Source organism: Mycobacterium sp. MOTT36Y (genome assembly GCF_000262165.1).
Taxonomy (GTDB): domain Bacteria; phylum Actinomycetota; class Actinomycetes; order Mycobacteriales; family Mycobacteriaceae; genus Mycobacterium; species Mycobacterium intracellulare.
Genome location: NC_017904.1, coordinates 2,134,799 through 2,159,436, shown reverse-complemented (window position 1 = coordinate 2,159,436; position 24,638 = coordinate 2,134,799). Strand labels below are relative to the sequence as shown.

The window sequence follows — 24,638 nt, the reverse complement described above, 5'->3', positions numbered from 1 at the left end:
TATCGTAGCGATCGGAACAGGCGAGACATTTAGGGTCTCATTGTATCGCAGGGTGCAAGCGGAGTTGAGGTTCCGGGAGGGATCCGTATGCGTGTCGGACTCAGGGCCCGGTGGACGGCCATGCACGGCGTGCCGCGGGCGTACTTCGCCGTTCAGGCCCGCCGCGGCGACCCCCTGGCGCGGCTGCTGCGCAGCGGAACGGCCGATGACCGCTATGCCCTGATGGAGCAGATCCGGGCGCGCGGACCCGTGGTGCGCTCCCCGTACGTGTGGGCCAGTGTCGACCATGCCGTGTGTCGACAAATTCTGCGGGACAAGCGCTTTGGTGTCACCGCGCCCAGCGAGATGGAATTGCCCCGCCCGCTGAAGGCGCTCATCGCCAAAACCGACCCCGGCGTGGCCAACCCGGTCGAACCACCCGCGATGGTGATCGTGAATCCGCCCGATCACACCCGCTACCGGCAACTGGTGGCACAAAGCTTCACCCCGCGCGCGATCGACTCACTGGACACCCGGGTCGCCGAAGTGACGATGGAGTTGATCGAGCGCATCGCCGCCACACCGCAGCCCGATTTGATCGCCGACTTCGCGATGCAACTGCCGGTCGCTATTATCGCCGAAATCCTTGGCCTGCCGCCTGATTCGTATCCGCGCATGCTGGGGTGGGGCCGCAGCGGTTCCCCGTTGCTGGATATCGGGATCGACTGGAAGACCTACCGCGACGCCATCGACGGGCTGCGCGGCGCCGACGATTACCTGCTCGAGCACCTCCACAGACTGCGCGCCGGCCAGAAGAGCGACAATCCGTTCGGCCGCATGGCCGCCGACGGCTCGCTGACCGATCGCGAACTCACCGCCAACGCCGCGCTGATCGTCGGCGCGGGCTTCGAGACGACGGTGAACCTGATCGGCAACGGCATCGTGCTGTTGCTGCAGCACCCCGAGCAGTTGGCGCTGCTGCACGACAATCCGGACCTTTGGCCCTCCGCGGTCGAGGAGATCCTGCGGTTCGCCAGTCCGGTTCAGATGACCGCGCGCACCCCGAACTGCGACGTCGAAATCGCCGGGGCCCACATCGCGTCGGGCGACATGGTCGGACTGTTCCTCGGCGGCGCCAACCGCGACCCGAAGGTGTTCATCGATCCAACGACTTTCGATATCACCCGGGCCAACGCGCGCGACCACCTCGCGTTCGCATCCGGCATCCACGCCTGCCTCGGTGCCGCCCTGGCCCGCATCGAGGGAACGACCGCCCTGCGCGCACTGTTCGAGAGTTTTGCCGATCTGCGCCTGACGGCTCCCCCACAACCGCGAGGGCTGATCAACTTGCACGGATACACCCGGCTGCCGGCCCAACTCGGCGGTCGCAGAACGACTTCCGCCAAACTTCCCGTCTAAACCTCAGTTACGCAACGGTTCTCGACCGATAGCCGGCGTCACGGACGCGTCCACGTCGGTTTCCTCGTGGTCGGCGAGCCAGCGTTCGGCGTCGATGGCGGCCGAACAGCCGCTGCCGGCGGCGGTCACGGCTTGGCGGTAGGTGCGATCCACCAGATCCCCGGCGGCGAACACCCCCTCGATCGAGGTACTGGTGGTGCGGCCACGCACCAACACATACCCGTCCGCGTCGGTCTCGAGCACCTCGCGCACCAACTCCGAACGCGGGTCATGCCCGATCGCCACGAACACCCCGCTCACCGCCAACGTCGACTCCGCACCGCTCACCGTGTCACGCAACCGCAACCCCGTCACCGTCTCGGCACCCTCGACCGCCTCAACCGCCTTATTGGTCAGGAAGGTGATCTTGTCGTTGGCCCGGGCCCGCTCCAACATGATCCGCGACGCCCGGAACTCCTCACGGCGATGCACCAACGTCACACTGCGGGCAAACCGGGTCAAAAACGTGGCCTCCTCCATCGCCGAATCCCCACCACCGATCACCGCGATGTCTTGATCCTTGAAAAAGAACCCATCACAGGTCGCACACGAGCTCACCCCACGCCCCAGCAACTCCTGCTCACCGGGCACCCCCAAATACCGGGCGGCCGCCCCCATCGCCAAAATCACCGCCCGTCCGCGCACGGTGTCTCCCTCGCTGGTGGTCACCGACTTCACCGCACCCTCCAGCGACACCGATTCGACGTCTTCCATGCGCAGATCAGCACCGAACCGCAACGCCTGCTCACGCATCTGATCCATCAACTCCGGACCCATGATCCCGTCACGAAAACCCGGATAATTCTCCACCTCGGTGGTCGTCATCAACGCCCCACCAAACGACGTCCCCTCAAACACCACCGGCGCCAACTGCGCCCGCGCCGCATACAACGCCGCGGTATACCCAGCAGGACCCGAACCAATAATGATCACGTCATGGATGTCGGAGGAGCTCATAAGCGGCCACACTACTGTGAGTCCGGCCAATCCCTCTGGCCGCCAAGGCAACGCCGTGAAGCAGCGCACACAACGCGAGGTTGTGCCCTCACAACATGTGACCTCTACTGACGCCGGCGCGACTCGTGCACTATGGAAATCGCGCCCCGTGGGTCCAATGACGAACCTGCGGGTGCCCACAGACCCAACATCATCGCGAATGCCCGGTAGCCGAGAAGGCCCGCAGCCCGCCTCCGGCCGCACGCCGCCAATCTGAGCCGCCGCGACGAAGTTCGCGAAGGAGCAACGCATATGACCACCGCACGTCCCGTCAAGACCCGCAACGAGGGTCAGTGGGCGCTGGGGGATCGCGAACCCCTCAACGAAACCGAGAAGATCAAGAACGACGACGGTCCGCTGAACGTCCGCGACCGCATCATCAACGTCTACTCCAAGCAGGGCTTCGACAGCATCGACAAGTCCGACCTGCGCGGACGGTTCCGCTGGATGGGCCTCTACACCCAGCGCGAGCAGGGCTACGACGGCAGCTGGACCGGCGACGAGAACACCGACAAGATCGAAGCCAAGTACTTCATGATGCGGGTCCGCTCGGACGGCAAGGCGATGGCGGCGCACACGATGCGCACGCTGGGCCAGATTTCGACCGAATTCGCCCGCGACACCGCCGACATCAGCGACCGCGAAAACCTGCAACTGCACTGGGTCCGCATCGAGGACGTCCCCGAGATCTGGCGGCGGCTCGACTCCGTCGGGCTGCAGACCACCGAGGCCTGCGGCGACTGCCCGCGCGGCATCCACGGTTCGCCGCTGGCCGGCGACTCGCTCGATGAGGTGCTCGACCCCTCGCCAGCGATCGACGAGATCGTCCGCCGCTCGCTGAACAACCCCGAGTACGCCAACCTGCCGCGCAAGTACAAGACCGCGGTCTCCGGTCTGCAGGACGTCTCCCACGAGACGCACGACATCGCGTTCGTCGGCGTCCACCACCCAGAACACGGGCCCGGCCTGGACCTGTGGGTGGGCGGCGGTCTGTCGACCAACCCGATGCTGGCCCAGCGGCTCGGCGTCTGGGTTCCGCTGAACGAGGTGCCCGACGTCTGGGAGGCCGTCACCCAGCTGTTCCGCGACTACGGCTACCGCCGGCTGCGCGCCAAGGCCCGGCTGAAGTTCCTGGTCAAGGACTGGGGCGTCGAGAAATTCCGTGAAGTCCTCGAAGAGGAATACCTCAACCGCCGGCTGATCGACGGCCCGGCCCCCACGCCCGTCAAGCACACGATCGACCACGTCGGCGTGCAGCGAATCAAGAACGGCCTCAACGCCGTTGGCGTCGCGCCGATCGCCGGGCGGGTGTCGGGCAGCACCCTGTCGGCCGTGGCCGACCTGATGGAAAAGGCCGGCTCCGACCGGGCGCGGTGGACCCCGTTCCAAAAGCTGGTCATCCTCGACGTCGCCGACGACAAGGTCGACGAACTGGTCGCGGGCCTCGACGCGCTCGGGCTGCCGTCGCGGCCGTCGTCGTGGCGCAAGAACACCATGGCGTGCACCGGCATCGAGTACTGCAAGCTGTCGTTCGCCGAAACCCGGGTGCGCACCCAGACTTTGGTGCCCGAGCTCGAGCAGCGCCTGGCCGACGTCGAGTCGCGGCTGGACGCGCCGATCAGCGTGCACCTCAACGGCTGCCCGAACTCGTGCGCCCGAATCCAGGTCGCCGACATCGGGTTCAAGGGCCAGTGGATCGACGACGGTGACGGCAATTCGGTCGAGGGCTTCCAGGTGCATCTGGGCGGCGGCCTGGGCGAGCAGAGCGGCTTCGGCCGAAAACTGCGCCAGCACAAGGTCACCAGCGCCGAGCTGGGCGACTACATCGACCGGGTGACCCGCAAGTACCTCGAAAAGCGCGACAGCGGAGAGGCTTTCGCGTCCTGGGCGCTGCGCGCCGAGGAGGACGACCTGCGGTGAGCACGCTCGTCCTCACCGCGCACGGCAGCCGCGACCCCCGGTCGGGTGCCAACGCCGAAGCCGTGGCCGACCGCCTGAGGCGGATGCGGCCGGACCTCGACGTACGGCTGGCGTTCCTCGAGCTCAACGCCCCGAACTTCGTCGACGTGCTGGCCGGCCTGCCCGATAGCCGCCACGCCGTCGTGGCCCCGTTGCTGCTGGCCAGCGCGTATCACGCACGCCTGGACATCCCCGAACAGATCGCCCGCGCCGGCGCCCAGGGCATCCGGCAGGCCGACGTGCTCGGCGAGGACGACCGCCTGGTCACCGTCCTGCGTGAGCGTCTGACCGAGATCGGCGTGTCGCCCCTCGACGACGATCTCGGGGTGCTGGTCGTCGCGATCGGCTCGTCGAACCTGGCCGCCAATGCCCGCACCGCGAAGGTGGCGTCGCGGCTGGCCGCCGGCACCCGATGGGCCGGCGCCGCAACGGCGTTCGCCACCCGGCCCGAGGCGTCGGTGGCCCGGGCCGCCGACCAGTTGCGCCGCCGCGGCGCGCGCCGGCTGGTGATCGCGCCGTGGTTCTTGGCGCCGGGATTCATCACCGACGGCGTGTCAACCTTCGCCCGGGACAACGGCATTCGGATGGCCTCCCCGCTGGGCGCGCACCCGCTGGTGGCCGAGACCGTGCTCGACCGCTACGACGAGGCGCTGGCCGCCAACGCCGCGGCGTAAGCCCTGCCTCTCTCCTTCTTCCCGCCGAACGTCGAGTTGTTGAGGCAAAACGCCCGCAAACGCCGCCACAACTCCACGCTCGCCGAGCGTCCTACGCCGTCGTGCGGTTGATGATGTGACTCAACAGGTCGCGGATCGCCCCGGCCGGCGGAGTACGCCCGCCGACCCAGATGGCCCGAAACTTGCGGCGCAGATCCAGCTTTGGGATGTGGACCGCGTGCAGACGCCCGACCGCCAGGTCGTCGGCCACCGCCAGCCGGCTCATCGCCGCCGGGCCCGCGCCGGCCAGGACGGCGGCGCGCATCGCCGCCGACGACGTCAACTCCAGCACGGGTGCGGCTTGCTGCATGTCCTCCCCGAGCACCTGGCGCAGCGCCGCCGCCAGCGAATCGCGGATGCCGGAATGGAGTTCGCGGGACACCAACGGCGTCTGCGCGAGTTCGCGCGCGGTCACGATCCGCGACCGTCGGGCCCACTTGTGGTCCGGCGGGACGACGATCACCAGCTCGTCCTCCCCCACCACGCAGCTGCCCAAACCCTTTGGTGTGCCGGGGTTTTCGACGAACCCGAGGTCGGCGGTGCCGTCGCGCACCGAGGCGATCGCGTGGTCACTGTTGGTGGCGGTCAGGATGACCTGCGGCGCGGTGTCGCCGCGCCGCGCCGCATCGGCCTGCAGGGACAGCAACCAGTGCGGCATGAGTTGCTCGGAGATCGTCTGGCTGGCCGACACCCGGATGCGTTCGCGGCCTTCCTTGCGCAGCGAGCCCAGCCCGGCGTCGACCTCGTGGGCGACGTCGAGCAGGCGGGTCGCCCAGTCCGCGACGATCAGGCCCGCGGGCGTCAGTTGGGAGCCGCGCGTGGTCCGGACGGCCAGGGTGACGCCGATCTGGGCCTCCATGGTGGCCAGGCGCCGGGAGATCGCCTGCTGGGTCAGCCCCAGCTCGCGCGCGGCCCGGCCGAGGCTGCCCGTCTCGGCGATCGCCAAAAACGCCTCGAACGAGGCCAGTTCGGGCAGCCGCGGGCTGAGTGGCATGGTGCAGCGCTCACAATCAAATCGTGTGACCACAACTATAGCTTGTGACACCACAACGCCAAACCTCTACTCACGCCCGGCGCGGGCCGGAAGCATGGGAAACATTGCCGCCCGAAAGGGGCGGTGAGCCGCGCGGATGCCGCCGCGCTAAATTAGCCAGCCTGACCGAGTTGCTGCGGCCCGCAGCCGGCTGACCCCGCTAGCCAGACGGAAGGACAACATTCGTGGCCTACGTGATCGCCGAACCCTGCGTCGACATCAAAGACAAGGCATGCATCGAGGAATGCCCCGTCGACTGCATCTACGAGGGCGCCCGGATGCTCTACATCCACCCCGACGAGTGCGTGGACTGCGGCGCCTGCGAGCCGGTGTGCCCGGTCGAGTCGATCTTCTACGAGGACGACCTGCCCGACGAGCACAGCGGATACCTGCAGATCAACGCCGACTTCTTCGCCGAGCTCGGCTCGCCCGGCGGAGCCGCGAAGGTCGGGCTGACCGAGAACGACCCCGCCCCGGTGAAGAACCTCGAGAGCAGGGCAGAGGCGTCGTAGCCCGCTAATCCGAGACGAATCCACCCGTTTCGTAAGGTGAGGCAATGCGGACAGCTCGAATCATCCACCTCACCCGGCAAGTCGGGTCGCTAGCGGTCACCGCGGTGACCGCGGCGTCCACACTCAACGCCTACCGCCCCCTGGCGCGCGGCGGCTACCCGTCGCTGTACTCGTGGATGGTCGGGCTCATCGTCACCGAGTTGCCGCTGCAGACGCTGGTCAGCCAGCTCGGCGGGCTGGCCCTGACGGCACGGCGCCTGACGCGGCCCGTGCGCATCACGGCATGGTTGGTCGCCGGGCTCTCGGCGCTCGGCCTGCTCAACCTGAGCCGCGCCGGCCATCGCGCCAACGTGCCGCTGACCGAGGCGTTGGACAGCGGGCTGGGAGCCGACCGGCTCACCGAGTCGGCGAGCCTGTGGCGCCGGCCGAGCGGCAGCGGCACCGCCAAGACGCCCGGACTCCTACGGATGCTGCGGATCTACCGCGACTACGCCCACGACTCCAACATCAGCTACGGCGAATTCGGCGGCGCCAACCGCCTGGACATCTGGCGGCGCCCCGACCTCGATCCGGCCGGCAAGGCCCCGGTGCTGTTCCAGATCCCCGGCGGCGCCTGGACGACGGGAAACAAACGCGGACAAGCGCATCCGCTGATGAGCCACCTCGCCGAACTCGGCTGGATCTGCGTGGCGATCAACTACCGGCACAGCCCGCGCAATACCTGGCCCGACCACATCGTCGACGTCAAGCGCGCCCTCGCCTGGGTCAAGCAACACATCGCCGAGTACGGCGGCGACCCCGACTTCATCGCCATCACCGGCGGCTCGGCCGGCGGCCATTTGTCGTCGCTGGCCGCGCTCACCCCAAACGACCCGCAATTCCAGCCGGGCTTCGAAGACGTCGACACCCGCGTGCAGGCGGCCGTGCCGTTCTACGGCATCTACGACTTCACCCGGTTCGACAAGTCGCTGCACCCGATGATGCCCGGACTGCTGATCAAGTCGATCATCAAACAAAAGCCCGCGACCCACCGACAGACGTTCGAAACCGCGTCGCCGGTCAACCACATCCATGCCGACGCCCCGCCGTTCTTCGTCCTGCACGGCCGCAACGACTCGCTGGCCTACGTCGAACAGGCGCGCACCTTCGTCGAAAAGCTGCGTCAAACCAGCGCGCAGCCGGTGCTCTACGCCGAATTACCTTTCACCCAACACGCTTTCGACATCTTCGGCTCGGTGCGCGCCGCGCACACCGCGGTGGCCGTCGAGCAATTCCTCGCCGAGATCTACGCCCGACAGCGCCAGGTCGCCGTCGCGTAACCGCTGACGCCACAAGGACTTATCGCACGGTCACGGTCAGCGTATAGACGCACCCCGGCTTGGCGTCCTTCTCCACAAAGCTGTTGTACGTCGCGACGATGGTGGTGGTCCCCGGCCTCATGGCCGCGAACGTCCACGTCTCGGTGCCCGGCGCCCCCAAGGCATCGGAGGCCGGCGGCACGAACTCGTGACTGAGCTGCCTGATGATCGCCGAGTCGCCGATCTTGGTGTCGGGCGTCCACCGGTAGGGCGTGGTGTAGTTCGAACCCAATTCCACGACCAACGTGTTGCCGACGTCGAGGGTGATGCTCTGGTTGATCTCGCTCTGGGTCAGCACTTCGGTCATCGGGACCCGGAGGGTCTTGGTCGACGGCGGATTCCTGGACGCGAAGTGGCAGCCCACCACCGACGACAACATGAGCACGGCGACTGTTGCCAGCAGCCTCACCTTCACCAGATCCCCCTTCAATTCCGCTCCGGAGCCTATCGGTCTGATCCAGACCGAAGATAGGCGCCGACGCCATCGTGCGTGACCCGGCGGGCCGTCAGACGCCGGGCGGCCCGCGCAGCCACCGACCGTGTCATCCGGCAGGATGGGCTGGTGTTTGGCCTCGAACTGATCGTCGCCCTGGTGTCCACCGTCATCGTGGGGACGGTCATCGGGCGGCGCTATCGCGTGGGTCCCCCGGTGCTGCTCATCTTGATGGGCGTGCTGCTGGGTCTGGTCCCCCATTTCGGTCATGTGCGGGTCAACGGCGAAATCGTGTTGCTGCTGTTTCTTCCCGCGATCCTGTACTGGGAGGGCCTGAACACCAGCTTCCGCGAGATCCGGGCCAACGCGCGCATCATCGTGTTCCTCAGCGTCGCCCTGGTGATCGCGACCGCGGTCGCGGTGTCGTGGACGGCGCGGGCGCTGGGCATGAATCCGCACGCGGCGGGCGTCCTGGGCGCGGTGCTCTCGCCCACCGACGCGGCCGCGGTCGCCGGCCTCGCGAAGAAGCTGCCACGCCGGGCGCTGACCGTGCTGAAGGCCGAGAGTCTTATCAATGACGGCACCGCCCTGGTCTTGTTCGCCGTCAGCGTCCACGTCGCGATCGGCGGGGCCGCGATCAGCCCACCCGAGGTGACGGCCCGGTTCATCGGCTCTTACCTCGGTGGCATCGCCGCCGGGCTGCTCGTCGGCGGCGCGGTCACGCTGCTGCGCAAGCGAATCGACGCGCCCCAGGAAGAGGGGGCGCTGAGCCTGGTGACGCCGTTCGCGGCGTTCTTGCTCGCGCAATCGATGGAATGCAGCGGGGTGGTTGCGGTGATGGTGTCCGCGCTCGTCCTGGCCTACGCCGGACCCGTGGTCATCCGGGCCCGCTCGCGACTGCAATCCTCGGCCTTCTGGGACATCGCGACCTTCCTGCTCAACGGCTCGCTCTGGGTGTTCGTCGGCGTCCAGATCCCCGGCGCGCTGCGCGGCATCGCCGGCGTCGACGGCGGCATTCGCCACGCGTTGTTCGTCGCGCTGGTGGTCACCGCCGTCGTGATCGTGTCGCGCATCTTCTGGGGCGAGATCACCACGCTGCTGATCCGGCTGATCGACCGGCGCCAGGTCCAACGCGAACGTCGGGTCAACTGGCGCCAGCGCTTCGTCACCGTCTGGGCGGGGTTCCGTGGGGCCGTATCGCTGGCCGCCGCGGTCGCCGTGCCGATGACGACGCTGAGCGGCGCGCCCTTCCCGGACCGCAGCCTGCTGATCTTCATCGTGACCGTCGTCATCCTGGTGACCGTCCTGGTCCAGGGCAGCACCCTGCCGGCCGTGGTCCGATGGGCGAAAATGCCCGAGGACGCCACCCACGCCGAGGAACTGCAACTGGCTCGTTGCCGGGGATCCCAGGCCGCGCTCGCCGCGCTGCCGACGGTCGCCGACGAGGTCGGCATCAGCGACGACCTGCGCCGGCGGCTGCAAACCGAATACGAGGAAAAGGCCGCGCTCGTGCTGGCCACCGAGGACGGGTCGACGGACCACCGCATCCTCAAGGGCCGCGAGAAGGTCCGCCAGGTGCGCCTGGGCGTGCTCGAGCACAAGCGCCGCGAAATCACCGCGCTGCGCAACCAGAACCTCATCGACGACATCGTGCTGCGCGAGCTGCAGAACGAGATGGATCTCGAGGAGGTGCAGCTCCTCGCCGCGGCGGCCGACGAGGACGAGGGCGACTAGGGCCCGTCGGTGGCCGACCGTACAGTCGGCCGCATGCTGCAGACCGTCGCGATCCGCGGATATCGCTCGCTGCGCGAGGTGATCCTGCCGCTGGCCCGGCTGTCGGTGATCACCGGCGCCAACGGGTCCGGCAAGTCGTCGCTGTATCGCGCGCTGCGGCTGCTCGCCGACTGCGGGCGCGGCGAGGTGATCGGGTCGCTCGCCCGCGAGGGCGGGCTGCAGTCGGTGCTGTGGGCCGGCCCCGAGCAGGTGGCCGGGGCCCGACGCACCGGCAAGACCGAGGGCACGGTGCGCACCCGGCCCGTATCGCTCGAAATGGGCTTCGCCGCAGACGATTTCGGTTATCTGGTGGACCTGGGCATCCCGCAGTCCGCCGGGAAGTCGGTGTTCGCCCGCGATCCGGAGATCAAACGGGAGGTGTTGTTCGCCGGCCCGGTGCTGCGGCCCAGTACGACGCTGGTGCGCCGGTCGCGGGTGTTCGCCGAGGCCCGCGCGGACTCCGGCGGCGGTTTCGACGAGCTGTCGCGATCGCTGCCGTCGTATCACAGCGTGCTGGCCGAATACGCCCACCCGCACGCGCTTCCCGAGCTCGCGGCCGTGCGGGAACGGCTGCGCGGGTGGCGGTTCTACGACGGCTTCCGGGTCGACGGCGGGGCGCCCGCGCGGCACCCGCAGGTCGGCACCCGCACCCCGGTGCTCTCCGACGACGGCAGCGACCTCGCGGCCGCGATCCAGACCATCCTCGAAGCGGGGTTCGACGATCTGGGCCGCGCCGTCGCCGAGGCGTTCGACGGCGCCACCCTCTCGGTGGCCATCCACGACGGGCTGTTCGACCTTCAGCTCCGCCAGCGGGGCATGCTGCGCGCGTTGCGCGCGGCCGAATTGTCCGATGGCACACTGCGTTTCCTGCTCTGGGCCGCCGCGCTGCTCAGCCCGCAACCGCCCTCGCTGATGGTGCTCAACGAACCCGAGACCTCGCTGCACCCGGACCTGGTGGCGCCGCTGGCGTCGCTGATCCGTACCACGGCCGCCAAGACGCAGGTCGTGGTGGTCACGCATTCGCGTGTCCTGCTGGAATTCCTGGACGCGGCGCCGATCTTGGATGCGGCCGACGGGCAGGCCATCGAGATCGAGCTGTACAAGGACTGGGGCGAAACGCGCATCGGCGGCCAGACCCTGATCACGACCCCGCGGTGGGATTGGGGTGCGCGCTAGGGGGTTTCGGCTTGGCTTGGCGGCTTACGTTCGCGGCGTTCGCGGCGTTCGCCGCGTTCGCCGCGTTCGCGGCGCTCGCCCCGTCTTCGCCGCGAGTGTGAATCCTGGGCGTTGAGTGTGAAACCTGGGCGGCCTTTCTCGGCGTGTCGCCGCCATGGCTTCACTATGAAAGCCCTCAGTGCACACCGAAAGCCCTCAGTGCACACTCGAGAAAAACTGCCTACCGGGCAATATTGCCTACCGGGCATCTTTTGCGTACGGTGGCCCCTATGTCCGGACTGCGCGAACGCAAAAAGGCCGACACCCGGCGCGCGCTCAGCGATGCCGCGCTGCGCCTGGCTTTCGAGCGCGGGCTGGACAACGTGACGCGCGAAGACGTCGCCAACATGGCGGGCGTCTCACTGCGCACGTTCAACAACTACTTCAGCGGCAAATACGAGGCACTGGCCTACCGGCAAGCCGAACGCCTGCGCCGCAGCGTCGCATTGCTCCGAGAGCGTCCCGCCGACGAGCCGCTGTGGACGGCGATCGCCCACGCCGTGCTGGAGCCCCTGGAGGACGACTTCGGCGACGTCTACGGCAACGAGAACCGGGCACCCAGCCGCCAGGAACTCGTCGAGGTGCGAAAGCTGCTCATGCAGCCGCAAGTTCGAAACTCGGTGCCGCAGAACCTGTTCGACGAGTTCCTCAGCGTGATCGCCGATCGCACCGGCACCGACCCGAAGCATGACCTGTACCCGCGATTGGTCATGTCCGTCGTGCGGGCCGTCGGCGACGCCGCGGCCGACGCCTATGCATGGGCCGACCCCCCGGTGGCGATCACCACGTTGATCTGCTCGGGCTTCGCCGCCGTCGAGGCGGGGCTACCGGAACCCACCAGAAAGAAGGCAGCCCATGACTGACGAACACGCCGACGTCGTCGTCGCCGGCGCCGGCCCCAACGGGCTGATGCTGGCCTGCGAGCTGGCGCTGGCCGGCATCAGGCCCATCGTACTGGATGCCCTGCCTGGCCCCAGCTCCGAGCCGAAGGCCAACGGCCTTGTCGGACAGGTCGTTCGGATGCTCGACATGCGCGGGATGTATCGGGACTTCACCGGTGACGAGGGCCCACCGCGGCCCAGCCCGGGATGGATGTTCGCGGCCATGCCGCTGATCTTCCCCGAGGGCCGCGACAACCCGATGTACGCGATGCTCATGCCCCAGCCCCGGCTCGTGCGGCTGCTGGAGAAGCGGGCCCGCGACCTCGGCGTGGATGTGCGCTGGGGCCACGAACTCGTCGGCATCGCACCGGGGGCCGAGTCCGTCGCGCTGCACGTCGCGTCACCCGGAAGCGACTACGCCATCGCCGCCGGTTACGCGGTCGGCGCGGACGGCGGGCGCAGCCTGGTGCGCAAGTCCCTGGGCATCGACTTCCCCGGCACCACCTCACCGATGGTCGCTCGGCTGGCCCACGTGCACATTCCCGACCAGTACCGCCGCCCGGACATCGCCAGCATCGAGGTCCCGGGATTCGGTCCGCTTCGCTTCGGGCACAGCCGCTTTGACCGGGGCGGGATGATCTATGCCGAGTTCGAGCCGGGCCGCGCACTGCTCGGGACCATCGAATTCGGCCCGCCGGTGGACGAGGTGCCGATGAGTCTGGTCGAGTTGCGCGAGAGCGCGCGCCGGGTGCTGGGTGTCGACGTTCCGTTCGAGGAGCCGAAAGGCCCCGGGCCCCATGCGCTTCGGCGCATCAACGGACAAAACACCCGGCATGCCGAACGCTACCGCGTCGGCCGCGTCCTGCTGCTCGGCGACGCCGCGCATGTGCACAGCGCGATGGGCGGCCCGGGCCTGAACCTGGGGTTGCAGGACACCATGAACCTGGGCTGGAAGCTGGCCGCCGAGATCAACGGAACGGCGCCGGCCGGACTGCTCGACACCTACCAGTCCGAGCGCCATCCGGTCGGCCAGCGCGTCATGATGCACTCGCTGTCCCAGATCGCGCTCATGGCGCCGGGACCCGAAGTCGCCGCGCTGCGAACGCTGTTGGGCGAGCTGTTCACCTTCCCGGACGCACAAAGGCACATGGCGGCGCTGCTGGCCGGCTCCGACGTGCGCTACGACGTGGGCGACGACCACCCGCTGTCGGGCCACCTCGTGCCCGACCTGAGTTTCGATGGCGGCCGACGGGTGGCCGACGTACTCCACGATGGCCGTCCGGTCCTGCTCGACCTCGGCCGCGGCGTCGCGAACGCGGCGCAAGGGTGGGCCGCTCGGGTCGACGTCGTCACCGCGAGCGCCGCCGAGCGACCCGCCGCGGCGCTGCTGATCCGGCCGGACGGCTATGTGGCCTGGGCGGCCGACGAATTCGGCAGCACTCAGGAAGAGGCCCTGCGCGCCGCGTTACGGCGCTGGTTCGGGCCGCCGTCCAACGGATAGCTGCCCCCGCGAGCGGAATTCATACAGTGTTCAGGCGCGCGTCGGCTCGGCATTGATGTGCGCACACGCGCACCGCGTGTCCTCGCGGTATGCGCGTTGTACAGGTCGCCAATTTCTACGGCCCTCGCTCCGGCGGCCTTCGCACCGCGATCGACCGGCTGGGCGCCGAATACTGCGCGGGCGGTCACGACGTCTTCTTGATCGTCCCCGGCCGCCGCACCGCTCACGTCCAGCTCTACACCGGAGTAGTGCGAATCACCCTGCCCGCCAGGCTGATTCCCTTCACCGGCGGCTACCGTGCGGTGATGCCGGGACCCGTCAAGGCCCTCCTGGCAGCGTTGCGGCCCGACGCGCTGGAGGTGTCGGACCGGCTCACGCTGCGATCGCTGGGCCGGTGGGGCCGCGACCACGGTGTCACCACGCTGATGATCTCCCATGAGCGCCTGGATCGCCTTGTGGGCCAGGTGCTTCCGCGCCGGGCCGCGCGGAAGTTCGCCGATGTGGCCAACGCGCGCACCGCCGCGAACTACGACACCGTGGTGTGCACCACCGGTTTCGCCCGCGCGGAGTTCGACCGGATCGACGCCGGCAACACCGTCACAATCCCATTGGGCGTGGATCTGCAGACGTTCCATCCGAGCCGCCACTCGCATCTGGTGCGCCGGCGCTGGGCGGCGCCGACACAGCTGCTGCTGGTCCATTGCGGTCGGCTGTCGGTGGAAAAACGTGTCGACCGCAGCATCGACGCGCTCGGCGCCTTGCGTCACGCGGGCGCCGACGCGCGGCTCGTGGTCGTGGGCGAGGGCCCGTTGCGGGCCCGGCTGCAGCGCCAGGCCGCGCGCCTACCGATCGACTTCACCGGTTTCGTCTCCGATCGCGAGGTCGTGGCGCAGCTGCTGGCCTCGGCCGACGTGACGCTGGCCCCGGGCCCGCATGAGACATTCGGGCTGGCCGCGCTGGAGTCGCTGGCGTGCGGAACACCGGCCGTGGTCTCTCGCACGTCCGCGCTGACCGAGATCATCACGCCCGACAGCGGCGCGGCGGCCGACAACGACCCGGCCGCCATCGCGGCCGCGGTCAGCGCCATCGTGGGCCGACCCGAACACCAGCGCCGCGTTGCCGCGCGGCGCCGCGCCGAGGATTTCACCTGGCACCGGGCGGCGGCCGGGATGCTCGCGTCGATGGGCGCGCCCGCCTTCGACGGCCGCGATTCGGAGCGGACCGCGTAGCCACCCCGGTCTTGGCTAGTCTCGACGGAGACGACGAGGAGGGCCAGTGCAAGCACGCGATCGGGTGTTGATCGGCGCCGCCGAGTTGGCTGGCGTCATCGAGGCCGGCGATCCGGTGAGCGTCCTGGACGTGCGGTGGAGGATCGACGAAACCGACGGGCGCGCGGCGTACCTGGAGGGACACATACCGGGTGCGGTGTACGTCTCGCTCGAGGACGAACTCAGCGACCACGCGATTTCCGGACGGGGCCGTCATCCCCTGCCGTCGGGACGCGACCTGGAGGCCGCCGCGCGCCGCTGGGGAGTCCGGCAGGACGCGCTGGTGGTGACCTACGACGACTGGAATCGGGCCGGTTCCGCGCGCGCATGGTGGGTGCTGACCGCGGCCGGACTGGACAACGTCCGCATCCTCGACGGCGGTTTGGCCGCGTGGCGCGCGGCCGGCTTCGGCCTCGAGACCGGCCCCGTCGAACCGGCGCCCGGCAATGTGGCTGTGGCGCACGATGATCTGTATGCCGGAAGCCGTCCGACGCTGACGGCCGAGCGGGTTGCCGAGGGCTCGGTGCCGCTGCTCGATGCGCGAGCGCCGGAGCGCTACCGCGGCGACGTGGAACCGCTCGACGCCGCCGCGGGCCACATTCCCGGCGCCAAGAACCTTCCCAGTGTCGCCGTCTTGGCGGCCGACGGCACCTTCCTCGACGACGACTCGGTCGCCCGATTGTTGTCCGATCGCGGGATCGAACGTCACGACACGGTGGGCGCCTACTGCGGCTCGGGCGTCACCGCCACGGTCGCGATCGCGGCGCTCGCCGCGCTGGACCGGGAGGCCGCCTTGTATCCCGGGTCGTGGTCGGAGTGGAGTTCGGATCCGTCTCGCCCGGTGGAACGCGGCTGAATCACGTTGTGCACGGCAGTCTTTTGATGCCGTGGAAGAACGACGAGCGCAGCCGGTCCGGCGGTCCGGTGACGGCCAGGCCGGGCACGTTCGCATAAAGTTCTTCGAGCATGACGCACAGTTCGAGCCGGGCCAGTTGTGCGCCGAGGCAGAAGTGCACTCCCCCGCCCCCGAACGCGGCGTGGCCGGCGTCGGGGCGGGTGACGTCGAACTGGTCCGGCCGGTCGAAGACCTCCGCGTCGCGGTTGGCGGACAGGTAGTGCATCAGCACCCAGTCGCCGGAAGGAATTCGCTGCCCGCGGATCTCGACGTCGCGGGTCACGGTGCGCCGGAAGTGCATCACCGGGGTCGCCCAGCGCAACAGCTCTTCCACCGCGGGCTTGATGGCCGCGGGATCGCGGGCGAGCAGCGCCTGTTGCTCGGGGTGCTCGGCGAGCGCCAAGATGCCGTGGCTCAGCGTGTTGCGGGTCGTTTCGTTGCCGGCGATGGCCAGCAATAGGAAGAACTCGTTGAGCTGGTCGCGGTTGAGCTTTTCGCCGTCGACCTCCGCGGCGAGCAGCGCCGACAAGATGTCGTCGGTGAGGCCGTGCTTGCGGCGATGGTCCACCAATTCCCCGCAATAGGCGAACATTTCAGCCGCGGCCTGGCCCAGCGCTTCCGGCGTGGGGGCGTAGTCGGGATCCTCGATGCCCAGGCTTCCAATGGCGTTGCTCCAGCGGAAGACGTCCATCCGGTCCTCGGCCGGAACGCCGAGGACGTCGGCGATCACCTGCAGTGACATCTCGGCGGAAATGTCTGTCACGGCGTCGAATTCGCGCTTGTCGGTGATGGCGGCAACGATGCCGCGCGCCACCTGCCGCATTTTCGGCTCCAGCCGCTGCACGTTGCGGACGGTGAAGCCCTGGTTGATCAGCTTTCGGAAGTGGACGTGACGGGGCGGATCGATGCCGGGCAGCATCGCCGAGTTCGGCCCGGCTTCGGCCTCCACCAGTGTGTTGCCCTTGCTGCTGGTGAAGGTGTCGGTGCCGCGGCTGACCAGGCGCACGTCGGCGTGTTTGGTCAACAGCCATGCCCTGGGCAGCCCGGGCAGCTGCACCGCGTGCACCGGCGAGGTGGCGCGCAGCCTCGTCATCGCGTCGTACGGTGCGCCGGTGACGAAGGTGTCGGGATCCAGCACGGCGGCCGCGTCGCGGTCGGCGGCGGTGTCCAGGTTCTGCGGGACCAGGGATTTCACCAGCGTGGGTTTGGCAATGCTCACGACGGCGCCGATCCTTCCGGTAGCGAGGCCCCGATCCCGGCGATGATCACTTCGAGGCCGGCGCGAAACTGGTTGGCGGCCTGGCGCTTGGACCGTTGCGCGGGCCGCGTCTCCTGCAGGCTCACCGAACCCAACAGGTAGGTGTACAGCACCGAGTGTGCCGCCGCCGCAACCGGTTTGGTGACGCCCGCCTCGGCGAGCAACGTACGGCTGAGCTTATCGAGCCGACGGGCGGAGTCGCCTCCGCCGCCCGTTTGCAGGACACCCGCGATGCCCGGCACCGACAGGATCACTTCACGGGCCGCACAATAGAGTTCGGCCAGCCGGGTGTCCCAGGACCCGGTCTCGACAACCGGGATCTCGGCCAGCACCGATTCGGCGAGCAGGTCCAGGGCGGCCCGCTTGCCCGGCACGTGGTAGTAGACCGAGGGCACCGCGGCGCCGAGTTCGGCAGCCAGCTCGCGCATCGTCACGCCCTGCACGCCGACGCGGCGGGCCAGGTCGCGCAACGAGGTCACCACGCGGGCGCGGTCGAGTTCGCCATAGGGCCGGCGCACCGCGGCCGTCACCGCGACACCCGCTCACCCGCGGCGGCGGTTCGACTCGAGCCAGATTCGAGCACTGTTAGAATCTACCCCGGCATGAATCATCCTGGGAAGATCCCGTTATGCATCCCCGTCGACGCCGGAGGATGCGTGCACCGATGAGCGGTCACGCCAAACTGTCGGTCGCCACCCCGGTCGTGACGATGTTTCCCCACAGCGCCGGTGACTGGGAGAAGAACGCCACCGTCGAGGACCTGGCGCGGATCGCCGAGGCCGCCGACCGACTCGGCTACCACCACCTGACCTGCAGCGAGCACGTCGCCCTGCCGGCGACCGAGACGGGCCGCCGCGGCACCCGCTACTGGGACCCGCTGGCGACCTTCGGCTACCTGGCCGCGCGCACGCGACGAATTCGGTTGGCCACCAACGTGCTGGTGCTCGGCTACCACCATCCGCTCGAGATCGCCAAACGCTACGGCACCCTGGACCGGATCAGCGGCGGCAGGCTGATCCTGGGGGTCGGCGTCGGCAGCCTCAAAGAAGAATTCGACCTGCTCGGCGCGCCCTACGACGACCGCGGCCGGCGCGCGGACGACGCGCTGCGGGCCCTGCGCGCCGCGCTGTCAACGCCCGAACCCGAATACCACGGCGAGTTCTACTCCTTCGGCGGCATGGTCGTCGACCCGTGCGCGGTCCAAGACCGCGTCCCCCTCTGGATCGGTGGGCAAACGCTGCGCTCACTGCGCCGGGCCGCAACGCTGGCCGACGGCTGGGCGCCGTTCAACGTGAGCCTGCGCCAGGCGCGAGACTGGCTGTGCCGCTTCGACTTCGGGCCTGGTTTCGACGTCATCCTGCCCACGCCCGCGTTGCTGGACCCGATCGGTGCACCGGAACGGACCCGCGACCTCGTGGGCGAAACCGCCGCGCACGGCGCCACCATCGTCAGCGCCGCGTTCCGGCACACCTCGCTGCCCCATTACCTGGAGAACCTGCAGGCCCTCGCCGAGCTCCATCCCCCGTCCGGCGGTGGCACGTAATGCGCGTCAAGGCAGGCATATTCAGCCTCACCGCCGCGGCGCCGCCCGACGATGACGGCAGCTATCTGCGTTGGCACCTGCTTGATCACATGCCCGAGCAATTTCAGCTGCCGGGCATCGTGCATGGATTGCGCTGGATCGCCGACGGCGACTACACCGACCATCGCCTGGCCGCCCACGGACCGTTGGGCGAAATCGGCAACGTGGTGCACTATTTGGTCACCGGCCCGGTCGAAGAGACCTTCGACGAGTTCGTCACCCTCGGCCGCGCGTTGCGCGACAACGGCCGCTTTCCCGTCGTGCGGCCGTCGCTGCAAGTGGCGGGCTTGCGCCTGCTGCAGTGGCGGTCCTCGCCGCACGCGCTGATCTCTCCCGAGGTGGTGCCGTTTCGCCCGCACCGCGGCATCGTGCTGATCGTCGAGGAACCCACCGACGGCCGCCCGGACGAATGGCTGCAATGGCTGCACGCCGAGCACTATCCGGCGCTGCTCGCCATCCCGGGCACGGCCGGCGCCTGGACATTCGGATCCAGCGGCGGGTGGAGCCACTTGCCCCGGGGGTGGCGCACCGAACACCAGTACATCAGCGTCGTCTACCTCGATGAGGATCCGCTCACCACCGTGGCAGCCCTGGCCCCCCTCATCGAAGAACGTTGGCGCTCAACGGCTGTGCGGCCGGTGTTCGCCGGGCCGCTGCGCAGCATGATCGCCTGGGAGGCCTGGCCGTAGCTACGAGGCGCAGCAGGTGGACTGCGATTCGTCGGCCGGCCCGAACGTCTCGGAGTCGGCCTTCACCGTGTAGATCTCCCAACGTTCACCGCCCGGGCCGCTCACCCACACCTTGTCTTGGGTGGCATAGCAACAGGTCGAGTCGACCTCTTCGTCGGTGAGCAGACCCGCCTGCGCGAGGCGTCTGTTTTCGGTGAGCACGGCGTCGCTGGTGGGAACCTCGACGCCGAGATGGTTGAGGGTGCCGCCCTGGCCGGCGTTTTCCAGCAGCACCAGTTTGAGCGGCGGGTCGGCGACGACGAAGTTCGCGTAGCCGGGCTTGACCTTGGCCGGCTCGACATCAAAGAGTCTGGTGTAGAACGTGATCGCCTCGTCGAGGTCGTCGACGTTGAGGGCGAGTTGGATGCGCGACATGATCACTGTCCTTTCGTGGCGGGCACATCGATCGTCATCGTGATCCCGAGCAGCTCCCGGATGAGGGCATAGACATGCTCGGCGATGTCCTCGCGGATTTCCCGCACCGTCTCGACCGGCTGACCGGCGGGGTCGCGCAGGGGCCAATCGCGGTACGAGACGCCCGGGAAGAACGGGCAGGTGTCACCGCAGCCCATGGTGATGACGACGTCGCTCGTCCGCACCACGCCGGCGTCGAGCGCTTTCGGGACGTCGGTGATATCGATGCCCCATTCGGCCATCACGGCCACCGCCGCGGGATGGATCTGGTCGGCGGGTTCGGTTCCGGCGGAACGGACGTCGATGCGCTCGCCGGCCAGGTGGCGCAGCAGTGCGGCGGCCATCTGGGAACGACCGGCGTTATGCACGCAGACGAACAGCACGCTGGGCCTGTCGGCGCTCGACCGGGAACTGTCGGCCGCACCAAAGAGCCGGGGCCGCAAGGCCAGGGAAACATAAACCAATGCGACCAGGATCGGAACTTCGATTAGGGGTCCCACGACGCCGGCCAGCGCCTGACCCGAGGCGGCGCCGTAGGTCGCGATCGCCACGGCTATCGCGAGCTCGAAGTTGTTGCCGGCGGCGGTGAACGCCAGGGTGGTGGTGCGCGCATAGCCGAGCCGCAGCAGCACCCCGAGCGCGTATCCGCCCGCCCACATGATCGCGAAGTACGCCAGCAGCGGCAGCGCGATCCGGGCGACATCCCAAGGCCGGGACGTGATTTGGTGACCTTGCAGTGCGAAGAGAATGACGATGGTGAACAGCAACCCATACAACGCCCACGGCCCGATCCGGGGCAGGAAACGGCTTTCGTACCAGCCGCGGCCCCTGGCGCGTTCGCCGAGGCGGCGCGACAGGTACCCGGCCATCAGGGGCAGCCCCAGGAAGATGAACACCGATTTGGCTATCTGCCAAGCGGATACGTCGATGCCGGTCGTGCTCAGCCCCAGCCACCCCGGGAGCACGGACAGATAGAACCAGCCCAGGGCGGCGAACATGACGACCTGGAAGATCGAATTCAGCGCGACCAGAACCGCCGCGGCCTCGCGGTCCCCGCGGGCGAGGTCGTTCCAGATGATTACCATGGCGATGCAACGCGCCAGCCCCACGATGATCAGCCCGGTGCGGTACTCCGGTAGATCCGGCAGCAGGAGCCAGGCCAGCGCGAACATGACGGCGGGTCCGACCAACCAGTTCAACGCCAGCGACGTCGCCATCAGTTTGCGGTCCGCGGTCACGGTATCCAGCTGGTCGTACCGAACTTTGGCCAGGACCGGATACATCATCACCAGCAGCCCGATCGCGATGGGCAGCGAAATCCCGTCCACCTGAACGGCGCTCACCGCCCCGCCCAGGCCCGGGACAAGCCGGCCCAGCAGCAGGCCGGCGACCATCGCCATTGCGATCCATCCCGGCAGGAATCGATCCAGCGTCGAAAGCCGCGCGCTCACCGCCTCGTTCATGAGCCGCATCCCGCGCCCGACAGGGCGTCGACGTGCAACACCGACGAAAGCTGTTGCAGCGCTTCGGGAACCACCCAGTAGTACACCCACGTGCCGCGCCGTTCGCAATCCAAGAGCCCCGCCGACCGCAGCGTTTTCAGGTGATGGGAGATCGTCGGCTGCGACACGTCGAACGTCGGGGAGATTTCGCAAACACAGGCCTGACCGCCCGGGTGGCTGGCGACCAGGCTCAACAGCCGCAACCGCACCGGATCGCTGAGCGCCTTGAACATCGCCGCCAGTTCCGCGGCCTGCGGCTCGGCCAGCGCGGCCATCCCCAACGCCGGGCAACACGCCGTGGATTGATTCGACATCCATCTATATAAACGCATATCGAATCAGAAGGCAAGGTTCTATAGTCCTCATGACCGTCTAGCGGAGGACCGATATGACACACCCTCGGCCGTGGATCGTTCGTGCGGGTGCCGCGCTCGGCGCGCTGGCGCTGGGGGCGAGCCTGCCGGCCTGTTCGGGCAAGGAGAGTCACCCGGCGAGTCCCCCCAGTTCGACACCGGCTTTGACGAGCACGACCGTGATGATCGATGGGAATAAGCACACGCTCATCGCCGCGGTCGACTGCACGAGCTCGGCGGCCCAGCCGAATGCGTCGCCGCCGGAATCGGGGGATCTCACGACCCGCATCAGCGTGCACGACGACGCGGCGTCGGTGTCGCTGGCCGTCTCGGACGAACGGCCCCCCACCGTCGACGGGTTCGCGATTTCACTCAAACTGCCCAACGGCCAATATCAGCTGCCCTATCAGGGGACCAATTCGCCGACGCAGGTCCAGGCGACCAAGGACGGCAAGGGCTACACGATCACCGGAACGGGCCAGGCGACCACACCCGGGCAAAGCGGCGTGCGCGACGTGAGGTTCGGGATCCACGTGACCTGCCCCTAGCCGCCGTGGTTGTCTGCCGCGGCCCCCTCTGGGAGGCTGACAGCTTGGACATCTTCGCGCAGTGGCAAAACGGCGGCACCGAACTTCGTTGGCGGTCGACCACCGCGGCCAACGAGGCCAGAGAAGTCGCGATCTTCAGCCGCCGTTGCGGCACGCCCTGCGCGCCGGCGCTGGTGCTGGTGCACGGCTTTCCGACGTCGAGCATCGACTACTTCGCGCTGACGGCCGAACTGAGCGCGGAGTTCGACATCTACCTGCTCGACTTTCCCGGCTACGGCCTGTCCGACAAACCGCCCGAGCCGTATGTGTACTCGCTGTACGACGACGCGCGGCTGCTGGTCTACGCCATCACCGAGGCGTGGCAGCTCACCGACTATCGCATGCTCACCCACGACCGCGGCAGCAGCGTCGGCATGATCGCGTTGGGCATCCTGTCAGCCCTTGATCCGCCTGCGCTGCCCGCCGACCTGATCGTGACGAATGCCAATATCTACCTTCCCCTTTCGAACCTCACCGCGTTCCAGACCGCGCTGCTCGATGCCGGGACAGGGCGCGCGACCGCGGCGGCGACGACGCCGGAGATGCTGGCGGCCGGTCTGGGCGCCAGCACGTTCATGCCGCGGCGGACATTGGACGATCCGGAGATCGCCGCGCTGGCCAAGTGTTTCGCCCACAATGACGGAATCCGCGTGCTGCCCGACACCATTCAATACCTCCACGAGCGTGCCGCCGACGAAACCGGTTGGCTGGAGGCGCTTTCCACGAGCGACGTCAACACCACGGTGGTGTGGGGCCTCCACGACAACGTGGCCCCGTTGCGGGTTCCCAACCATGTCTGGCAGACCTATCTGAAGAACAAGCCGGGCCGCAATCGCTACTGGGCGGTGCCGGGCGCCGACCATTATCTGCAGTGCGACGCCCCGGGACAGCTGGCGCAGATCGTGCGCCTCACCGCCGAAGGCGGGGACATCCCGTTGCAGACGCTGGGAAACCGGCCCGACGGTGCGGTGTTAGTGGACCAGAGCGAGCCCTAGCGGTGCCCCGGCTCAGCGAGTGACCACCGGAAGGAGTGCCCATCCGCGCACGCTCGCGGTGTGCGCGCGCTCGGCGTTGGCGTAGTCGACCTCCCAGTCCGGCCAGCGCTTGAGCACCTCCTCGAAGGCCACCCGCGCCTCCATCCGGGCCAGCGCCGAGCCCAGGCAAAAATGCAGGCCCTGCCCGAAGCTGAGGTGGCCGCCCGCCTGCCGGTGGATGTCGTAGCGGTCCGGATCGGCGAACCGCCGGGGGTCGCGGTTGGCGGAACCGTTGAGCAGCAACATGAACGACCCCTCGGGGACGACACGGCCGTACTGCTCGGCGTCCCGGGCCACGTAGCGCGCCTGCACCGGCGACGGGGGTTCGAAGCGCAGCGTCTCCTCGATCGCCCCGGGGATGAGGGACGGGTCGGCGACGAGCTCGCGGCGCTGCTCGGGATGGTCCGACAGCAGCTGTCCCATGAAACCGATGAGCCGGGCCGTCGTCTCGTTGCCGGCGCCGGCGATCATGGCGGTGTAGGCCAGCACCTCGGTGCGCGACAGCGGGCGCCGGGTGCCGTCGGGCTCGTCGATCTCGGCCCGCAGCAGCTCGGTCATCAGGTCGTCGGACGGATGGCTGGCCCGCCATTCGATGTACTCGGCGAACAGGGCAATGGAGTTCGCGAAGATGTTCGCGTCGACCGCGGCGGGGTCGCTGTCCGTGGACAGTTCGATGTTGGCGACGCTGCGGTCGCGGATCTTTTCCTGATCGGCCTCCGGGATGCCCAACAGGTAGCCGATGGTCCGCATCGGCATCATCGCCCCGAGGTCGGCGATGAAGTCGAAGCCCCCGGCGCCGACGAGCGGGTCAAGCTCGCGGACGCAGAACCCACGCACCAGGTCTTCGACGGCCAGCATGCGCCGGGGCGTGAAAACACGCGAGAGCAGGCGGCGGTGCAGATCGTGCAGCGGGGGGTCCTCGAACAGCAGAATGCCGGGCGGCACTTCGATATTGGCGAACAGGATGTCGGCGGTGGTGCCCCGGCCGGATCGGTAGGTCTGCCAGTTGGGCAGTTCGCGCGCCACGTCTTCGTAGCGGCTCAGCGCGTAGAAGTTGTACTTCTCGTTGTAGTACAGCGGCGCTTCTTCGCGCATCCGCTTCCACACCGGGTAGGGGTCGTCGTCGATGACGGAGTCGAAGGGGTCGTAGTACAACTCGATCGCGCTGGTGTCTGTCATGAACCAATTCCTCTGAGTAGAGCGGTC

The 24,638-nt window shown here is 68.4% G+C and carries 24 protein-coding genes; 15 read left to right on the top strand and 9 right to left on the bottom strand.

Features of this window, described 5'->3' with window-relative positions; all coding sequences use genetic code 11:
- The first annotated feature begins 87 nt into the window (after positions 1 to 87).
- The gene (locus W7S_RS09995) at positions 88 to 1,398 is read left to right on the top strand and encodes a cytochrome P450 (RefSeq protein ID WP_041297824.1); all 1,311 of its coding nucleotides are present in this window, start codon (positions 88 to 90) and stop codon (positions 1,396 to 1,398) included.
- Between the two features lie 3 nt (positions 1,399 to 1,401).
- On the opposite strand, the gene trxB is transcribed toward W7S_RS09995, so the two are convergent.
- Positions 1,402 to 2,394 (bottom strand): thioredoxin-disulfide reductase, encoded by a 993-nt coding sequence (trxB, locus tag W7S_RS09990; RefSeq protein ID WP_014379888.1) that lies wholly within the window; start codon positions 2,392 to 2,394, stop codon positions 1,402 to 1,404.
- 291 nt (positions 2,395 to 2,685) lie between these two features.
- Between trxB and W7S_RS09985 the strand changes: the two genes are divergently transcribed.
- Positions 2,686 to 4,353, top strand: coding sequence for a nitrite/sulfite reductase (locus tag W7S_RS09985; RefSeq protein ID WP_014711432.1), 1,668 nt, complete (start codon positions 2,686 to 2,688; stop codon positions 4,351 to 4,353).
- Positions 4,350 to 5,066, top strand: a complete 717-nt coding sequence (locus tag W7S_RS09980) for a sirohydrochlorin chelatase (protein ID WP_014711431.1) — start codon at positions 4,350 to 4,352, stop codon at positions 5,064 to 5,066. Before W7S_RS09985 ends, W7S_RS09980 begins: the two co-directional genes overlap by 4 nt.
- A 91-nt stretch (positions 5,067 to 5,157) precedes the next feature.
- On the opposite strand, the gene W7S_RS09975 is transcribed toward W7S_RS09980, so the two are convergent.
- Entirely contained in the window at positions 5,158 to 6,099 is a 942-nt protein-coding gene (locus tag W7S_RS09975; RefSeq protein ID WP_008255786.1) for a LysR family transcriptional regulator, read from the bottom strand.
- Between the two features lie 224 nt (positions 6,100 to 6,323).
- Here W7S_RS09975 and fdxA point away from each other — a divergent pair, with 224 nt between their 5' ends.
- Together fdxA and W7S_RS09965 are read left to right on the top strand one after the other, a co-directional pair.
- Complete coding sequence (fdxA, locus tag W7S_RS09970; protein WP_008255784.1) at positions 6,324 to 6,650, top strand: ferredoxin; 327 nt, start codon at positions 6,324 to 6,326, stop codon at positions 6,648 to 6,650.
- A 44-nt stretch (positions 6,651 to 6,694) separates the two neighbouring features.
- Positions 6,695 to 7,969, top strand: a complete 1,275-nt coding sequence (locus tag W7S_RS09965) for an alpha/beta hydrolase (RefSeq protein ID WP_014711430.1) — start codon at positions 6,695 to 6,697, stop codon at positions 7,967 to 7,969.
- A gap of 19 nt (positions 7,970 to 7,988) precedes the next feature.
- On the opposite strand, the gene W7S_RS09960 is transcribed toward W7S_RS09965, so the two are convergent.
- A complete protein-coding gene (locus W7S_RS09960) occupies positions 7,989 to 8,423 on the bottom strand; it encodes a protease inhibitor I42 family protein (protein ID WP_014711429.1) in 435 nt (144 codons plus the stop codon).
- 147 nt (positions 8,424 to 8,570) lie between these two features.
- Here W7S_RS09960 and W7S_RS09955 point away from each other — a divergent pair, with 147 nt between their 5' ends.
- The 6 genes from W7S_RS09955 (at position 8,571) to W7S_RS09930 (ending at position 15,935) form a co-directional block, all read left to right on the top strand.
- On the top strand, positions 8,571 to 10,175 hold the full coding sequence (locus W7S_RS09955; protein ID WP_014379881.1) for a Na+/H+ antiporter: 1,605 nt from the start codon (positions 8,571 to 8,573) through the stop codon (positions 10,173 to 10,175).
- Positions 10,176 to 10,208: 33 nt separating this feature from the next.
- Positions 10,209 to 11,390, top strand: coding sequence for an AAA family ATPase (locus tag W7S_RS09950; RefSeq protein WP_014711428.1), 1,182 nt, complete (start codon positions 10,209 to 10,211; stop codon positions 11,388 to 11,390).
- A gap of 269 nt (positions 11,391 to 11,659) precedes the next feature.
- Complete coding sequence (locus W7S_RS09945; RefSeq protein ID WP_014711427.1) at positions 11,660 to 12,292, top strand: TetR/AcrR family transcriptional regulator; 633 nt, start codon at positions 11,660 to 11,662, stop codon at positions 12,290 to 12,292.
- Positions 12,285 to 13,811, top strand: coding sequence for an FAD-dependent monooxygenase (locus W7S_RS09940; protein ID WP_014711426.1), 1,527 nt, complete (start codon positions 12,285 to 12,287; stop codon positions 13,809 to 13,811). Before W7S_RS09945 ends, W7S_RS09940 begins: the two co-directional genes overlap by 8 nt.
- Before the next feature lie 89 nt (positions 13,812 to 13,900).
- Positions 13,901 to 15,040 carry a glycosyltransferase gene (locus W7S_RS09935; protein WP_014711425.1) on the top strand — a complete coding sequence of 380 codons (1,140 nt, stop codon included), beginning with the start codon at positions 13,901 to 13,903 and terminating at the stop codon, positions 15,038 to 15,040.
- Between the two features lie 46 nt (positions 15,041 to 15,086).
- The gene (locus W7S_RS09930) at positions 15,087 to 15,935 is read left to right on the top strand and encodes a sulfurtransferase (RefSeq protein ID WP_014711424.1); all 849 of its coding nucleotides are present in this window, start codon (positions 15,087 to 15,089) and stop codon (positions 15,933 to 15,935) included.
- Position 15,936: 1 nt separating this feature from the next.
- Here the strand turns inward: W7S_RS09930 and W7S_RS09925 are convergent, their stop codons facing one another.
- The gene (locus W7S_RS09925) at positions 15,937 to 17,193 is read right to left on the bottom strand and encodes a cytochrome P450 (protein ID WP_014711423.1); all 1,257 of its coding nucleotides are present in this window, start codon (positions 17,191 to 17,193) and stop codon (positions 15,937 to 15,939) included.
- Positions 17,190 to 17,762 carry a TetR/AcrR family transcriptional regulator C-terminal domain-containing protein gene (locus tag W7S_RS09920; protein ID WP_014711422.1) on the bottom strand — a complete coding sequence of 191 codons (573 nt, stop codon included), beginning with the start codon at positions 17,760 to 17,762 and terminating at the stop codon, positions 17,190 to 17,192. The genes W7S_RS09925 and W7S_RS09920 overlap by 4 nt, the downstream gene beginning before the upstream one ends.
- A 134-nt stretch (positions 17,763 to 17,896) precedes the next feature.
- On the opposite strand from W7S_RS09920, the gene W7S_RS09915 reads away from it, so the two are divergent.
- Together W7S_RS09915 and W7S_RS09910 are read left to right on the top strand one after the other, a co-directional pair.
- The gene (locus tag W7S_RS09915; protein WP_014711421.1) at positions 17,897 to 18,775 is read left to right on the top strand and encodes an LLM class F420-dependent oxidoreductase; all 879 of its coding nucleotides are present in this window, start codon (positions 17,897 to 17,899) and stop codon (positions 18,773 to 18,775) included.
- A complete protein-coding gene (locus W7S_RS09910; RefSeq protein ID WP_014711420.1) occupies positions 18,775 to 19,503 on the top strand; it encodes a hypothetical protein in 729 nt (242 codons plus the stop codon). Before W7S_RS09915 ends, W7S_RS09910 begins: the two co-directional genes overlap by 1 nt.
- On the opposite strand, the gene W7S_RS09905 is transcribed toward W7S_RS09910, so the two are convergent.
- The 3 genes from W7S_RS09905 to W7S_RS09895 are packed head-to-tail and all read right to left on the bottom strand — an operon-like array spanning position 19,504 to position 21,772.
- The gene (locus W7S_RS09905) at positions 19,504 to 19,917 is read right to left on the bottom strand and encodes an ArsI/CadI family heavy metal resistance metalloenzyme (protein WP_036455596.1); all 414 of its coding nucleotides are present in this window, start codon (positions 19,915 to 19,917) and stop codon (positions 19,504 to 19,506) included.
- Between the two features lie 2 nt (positions 19,918 to 19,919).
- Positions 19,920 to 21,428, bottom strand: coding sequence for an ACR3 family arsenite efflux transporter (arsB, locus tag W7S_RS09900; RefSeq protein WP_179945076.1), 1,509 nt, complete (start codon positions 21,426 to 21,428; stop codon positions 19,920 to 19,922).
- Positions 21,416 to 21,772 carry a helix-turn-helix transcriptional regulator gene (locus W7S_RS09895; RefSeq protein ID WP_036455126.1) on the bottom strand — a complete coding sequence of 119 codons (357 nt, stop codon included), beginning with the start codon at positions 21,770 to 21,772 and terminating at the stop codon, positions 21,416 to 21,418. Before W7S_RS09895 ends, arsB begins: the two co-directional genes overlap by 13 nt.
- Positions 21,773 to 21,846: 74 nt before the next feature.
- Here W7S_RS09895 and W7S_RS09890 point away from each other — a divergent pair, with 74 nt between their 5' ends.
- Entirely contained in the window at positions 21,847 to 22,359 is a 513-nt protein-coding gene (locus W7S_RS09890) for a lipoprotein LpqH (protein WP_036455125.1), read from the top strand.
- Positions 22,360 to 22,403: 44 nt separating this feature from the next.
- Entirely contained in the window at positions 22,404 to 23,393 is a 990-nt protein-coding gene (locus W7S_RS09885; protein WP_014711416.1) for an alpha/beta fold hydrolase, read from the top strand.
- Positions 23,394 to 23,405: 12 nt separating this feature from the next.
- Here W7S_RS09885 and W7S_RS09880 read toward each other — a convergent pair whose 3' ends face one another.
- Positions 23,406 to 24,611 carry a cytochrome P450 gene (locus tag W7S_RS09880; protein ID WP_014711415.1) on the bottom strand — a complete coding sequence of 402 codons (1,206 nt, stop codon included), beginning with the start codon at positions 24,609 to 24,611 and terminating at the stop codon, positions 23,406 to 23,408.
- Positions 24,612 to 24,638: the final 27 nt, after the last annotated feature.

Bases quoted from the DNA above. Each gene is read 5' to 3' on its own strand.
- arsB (WP_179945076.1), bottom strand. From the start codon at position 21,428: ATGCGGCTCATGAACGAGGCGGTGAGCGCGCGGCTTTCGACGCTGGAT.
- trxB (WP_014379888.1), bottom strand. From the start codon at position 2,394: ATGAGCTCCTCCGACATCCATGACGTGATCATTATTGGTTCGGGTCCT.
- W7S_RS09880 (WP_014711415.1), bottom strand. From the start codon at position 24,611: ATGACAGACACCAGCGCGATCGAGTTGTACTACGACCCCTTCGACTCC.
- W7S_RS09910 (WP_014711420.1), top strand. From the start codon at position 18,775: ATGCGCGTCAAGGCAGGCATATTCAGCCTCACCGCCGCGGCGCCGCCC.
- W7S_RS09950 (WP_014711428.1), top strand. From the start codon at position 10,209: ATGCTGCAGACCGTCGCGATCCGCGGATATCGCTCGCTGCGCGAGGTG.
- W7S_RS09890 (WP_036455125.1), top strand. From the start codon at position 21,847: ATGACACACCCTCGGCCGTGGATCGTTCGTGCGGGTGCCGCGCTCGGC.
- W7S_RS09995 (WP_041297824.1), top strand. From the start codon at position 88: ATGCGTGTCGGACTCAGGGCCCGGTGGACGGCCATGCACGGCGTGCCG.
- W7S_RS09905 (WP_036455596.1), bottom strand. From the start codon at position 19,917: ATGTCGCGCATCCAACTCGCCCTCAACGTCGACGACCTCGACGAGGCG.
- W7S_RS09975 (WP_008255786.1), bottom strand. From the start codon at position 6,099: ATGCCACTCAGCCCGCGGCTGCCCGAACTGGCCTCGTTCGAGGCGTTT.
- W7S_RS09915 (WP_014711421.1), top strand. From the start codon at position 17,897: ATGAGCGGTCACGCCAAACTGTCGGTCGCCACCCCGGTCGTGACGATG.
- W7S_RS09985 (WP_014711432.1), top strand. From the start codon at position 2,686: ATGACCACCGCACGTCCCGTCAAGACCCGCAACGAGGGTCAGTGGGCG.
- W7S_RS09965 (WP_014711430.1), top strand. From the start codon at position 6,695: ATGCGGACAGCTCGAATCATCCACCTCACCCGGCAAGTCGGGTCGCTA.
- W7S_RS09895 (WP_036455126.1), bottom strand. From the start codon at position 21,772: ATGTCGAATCAATCCACGGCGTGTTGCCCGGCGTTGGGGATGGCCGCG.
- W7S_RS09945 (WP_014711427.1), top strand. From the start codon at position 11,660: ATGTCCGGACTGCGCGAACGCAAAAAGGCCGACACCCGGCGCGCGCTC.
- W7S_RS09940 (WP_014711426.1), top strand. From the start codon at position 12,285: ATGACTGACGAACACGCCGACGTCGTCGTCGCCGGCGCCGGCCCCAAC.
- W7S_RS09935 (WP_014711425.1), top strand. From the start codon at position 13,901: ATGCGCGTTGTACAGGTCGCCAATTTCTACGGCCCTCGCTCCGGCGGC.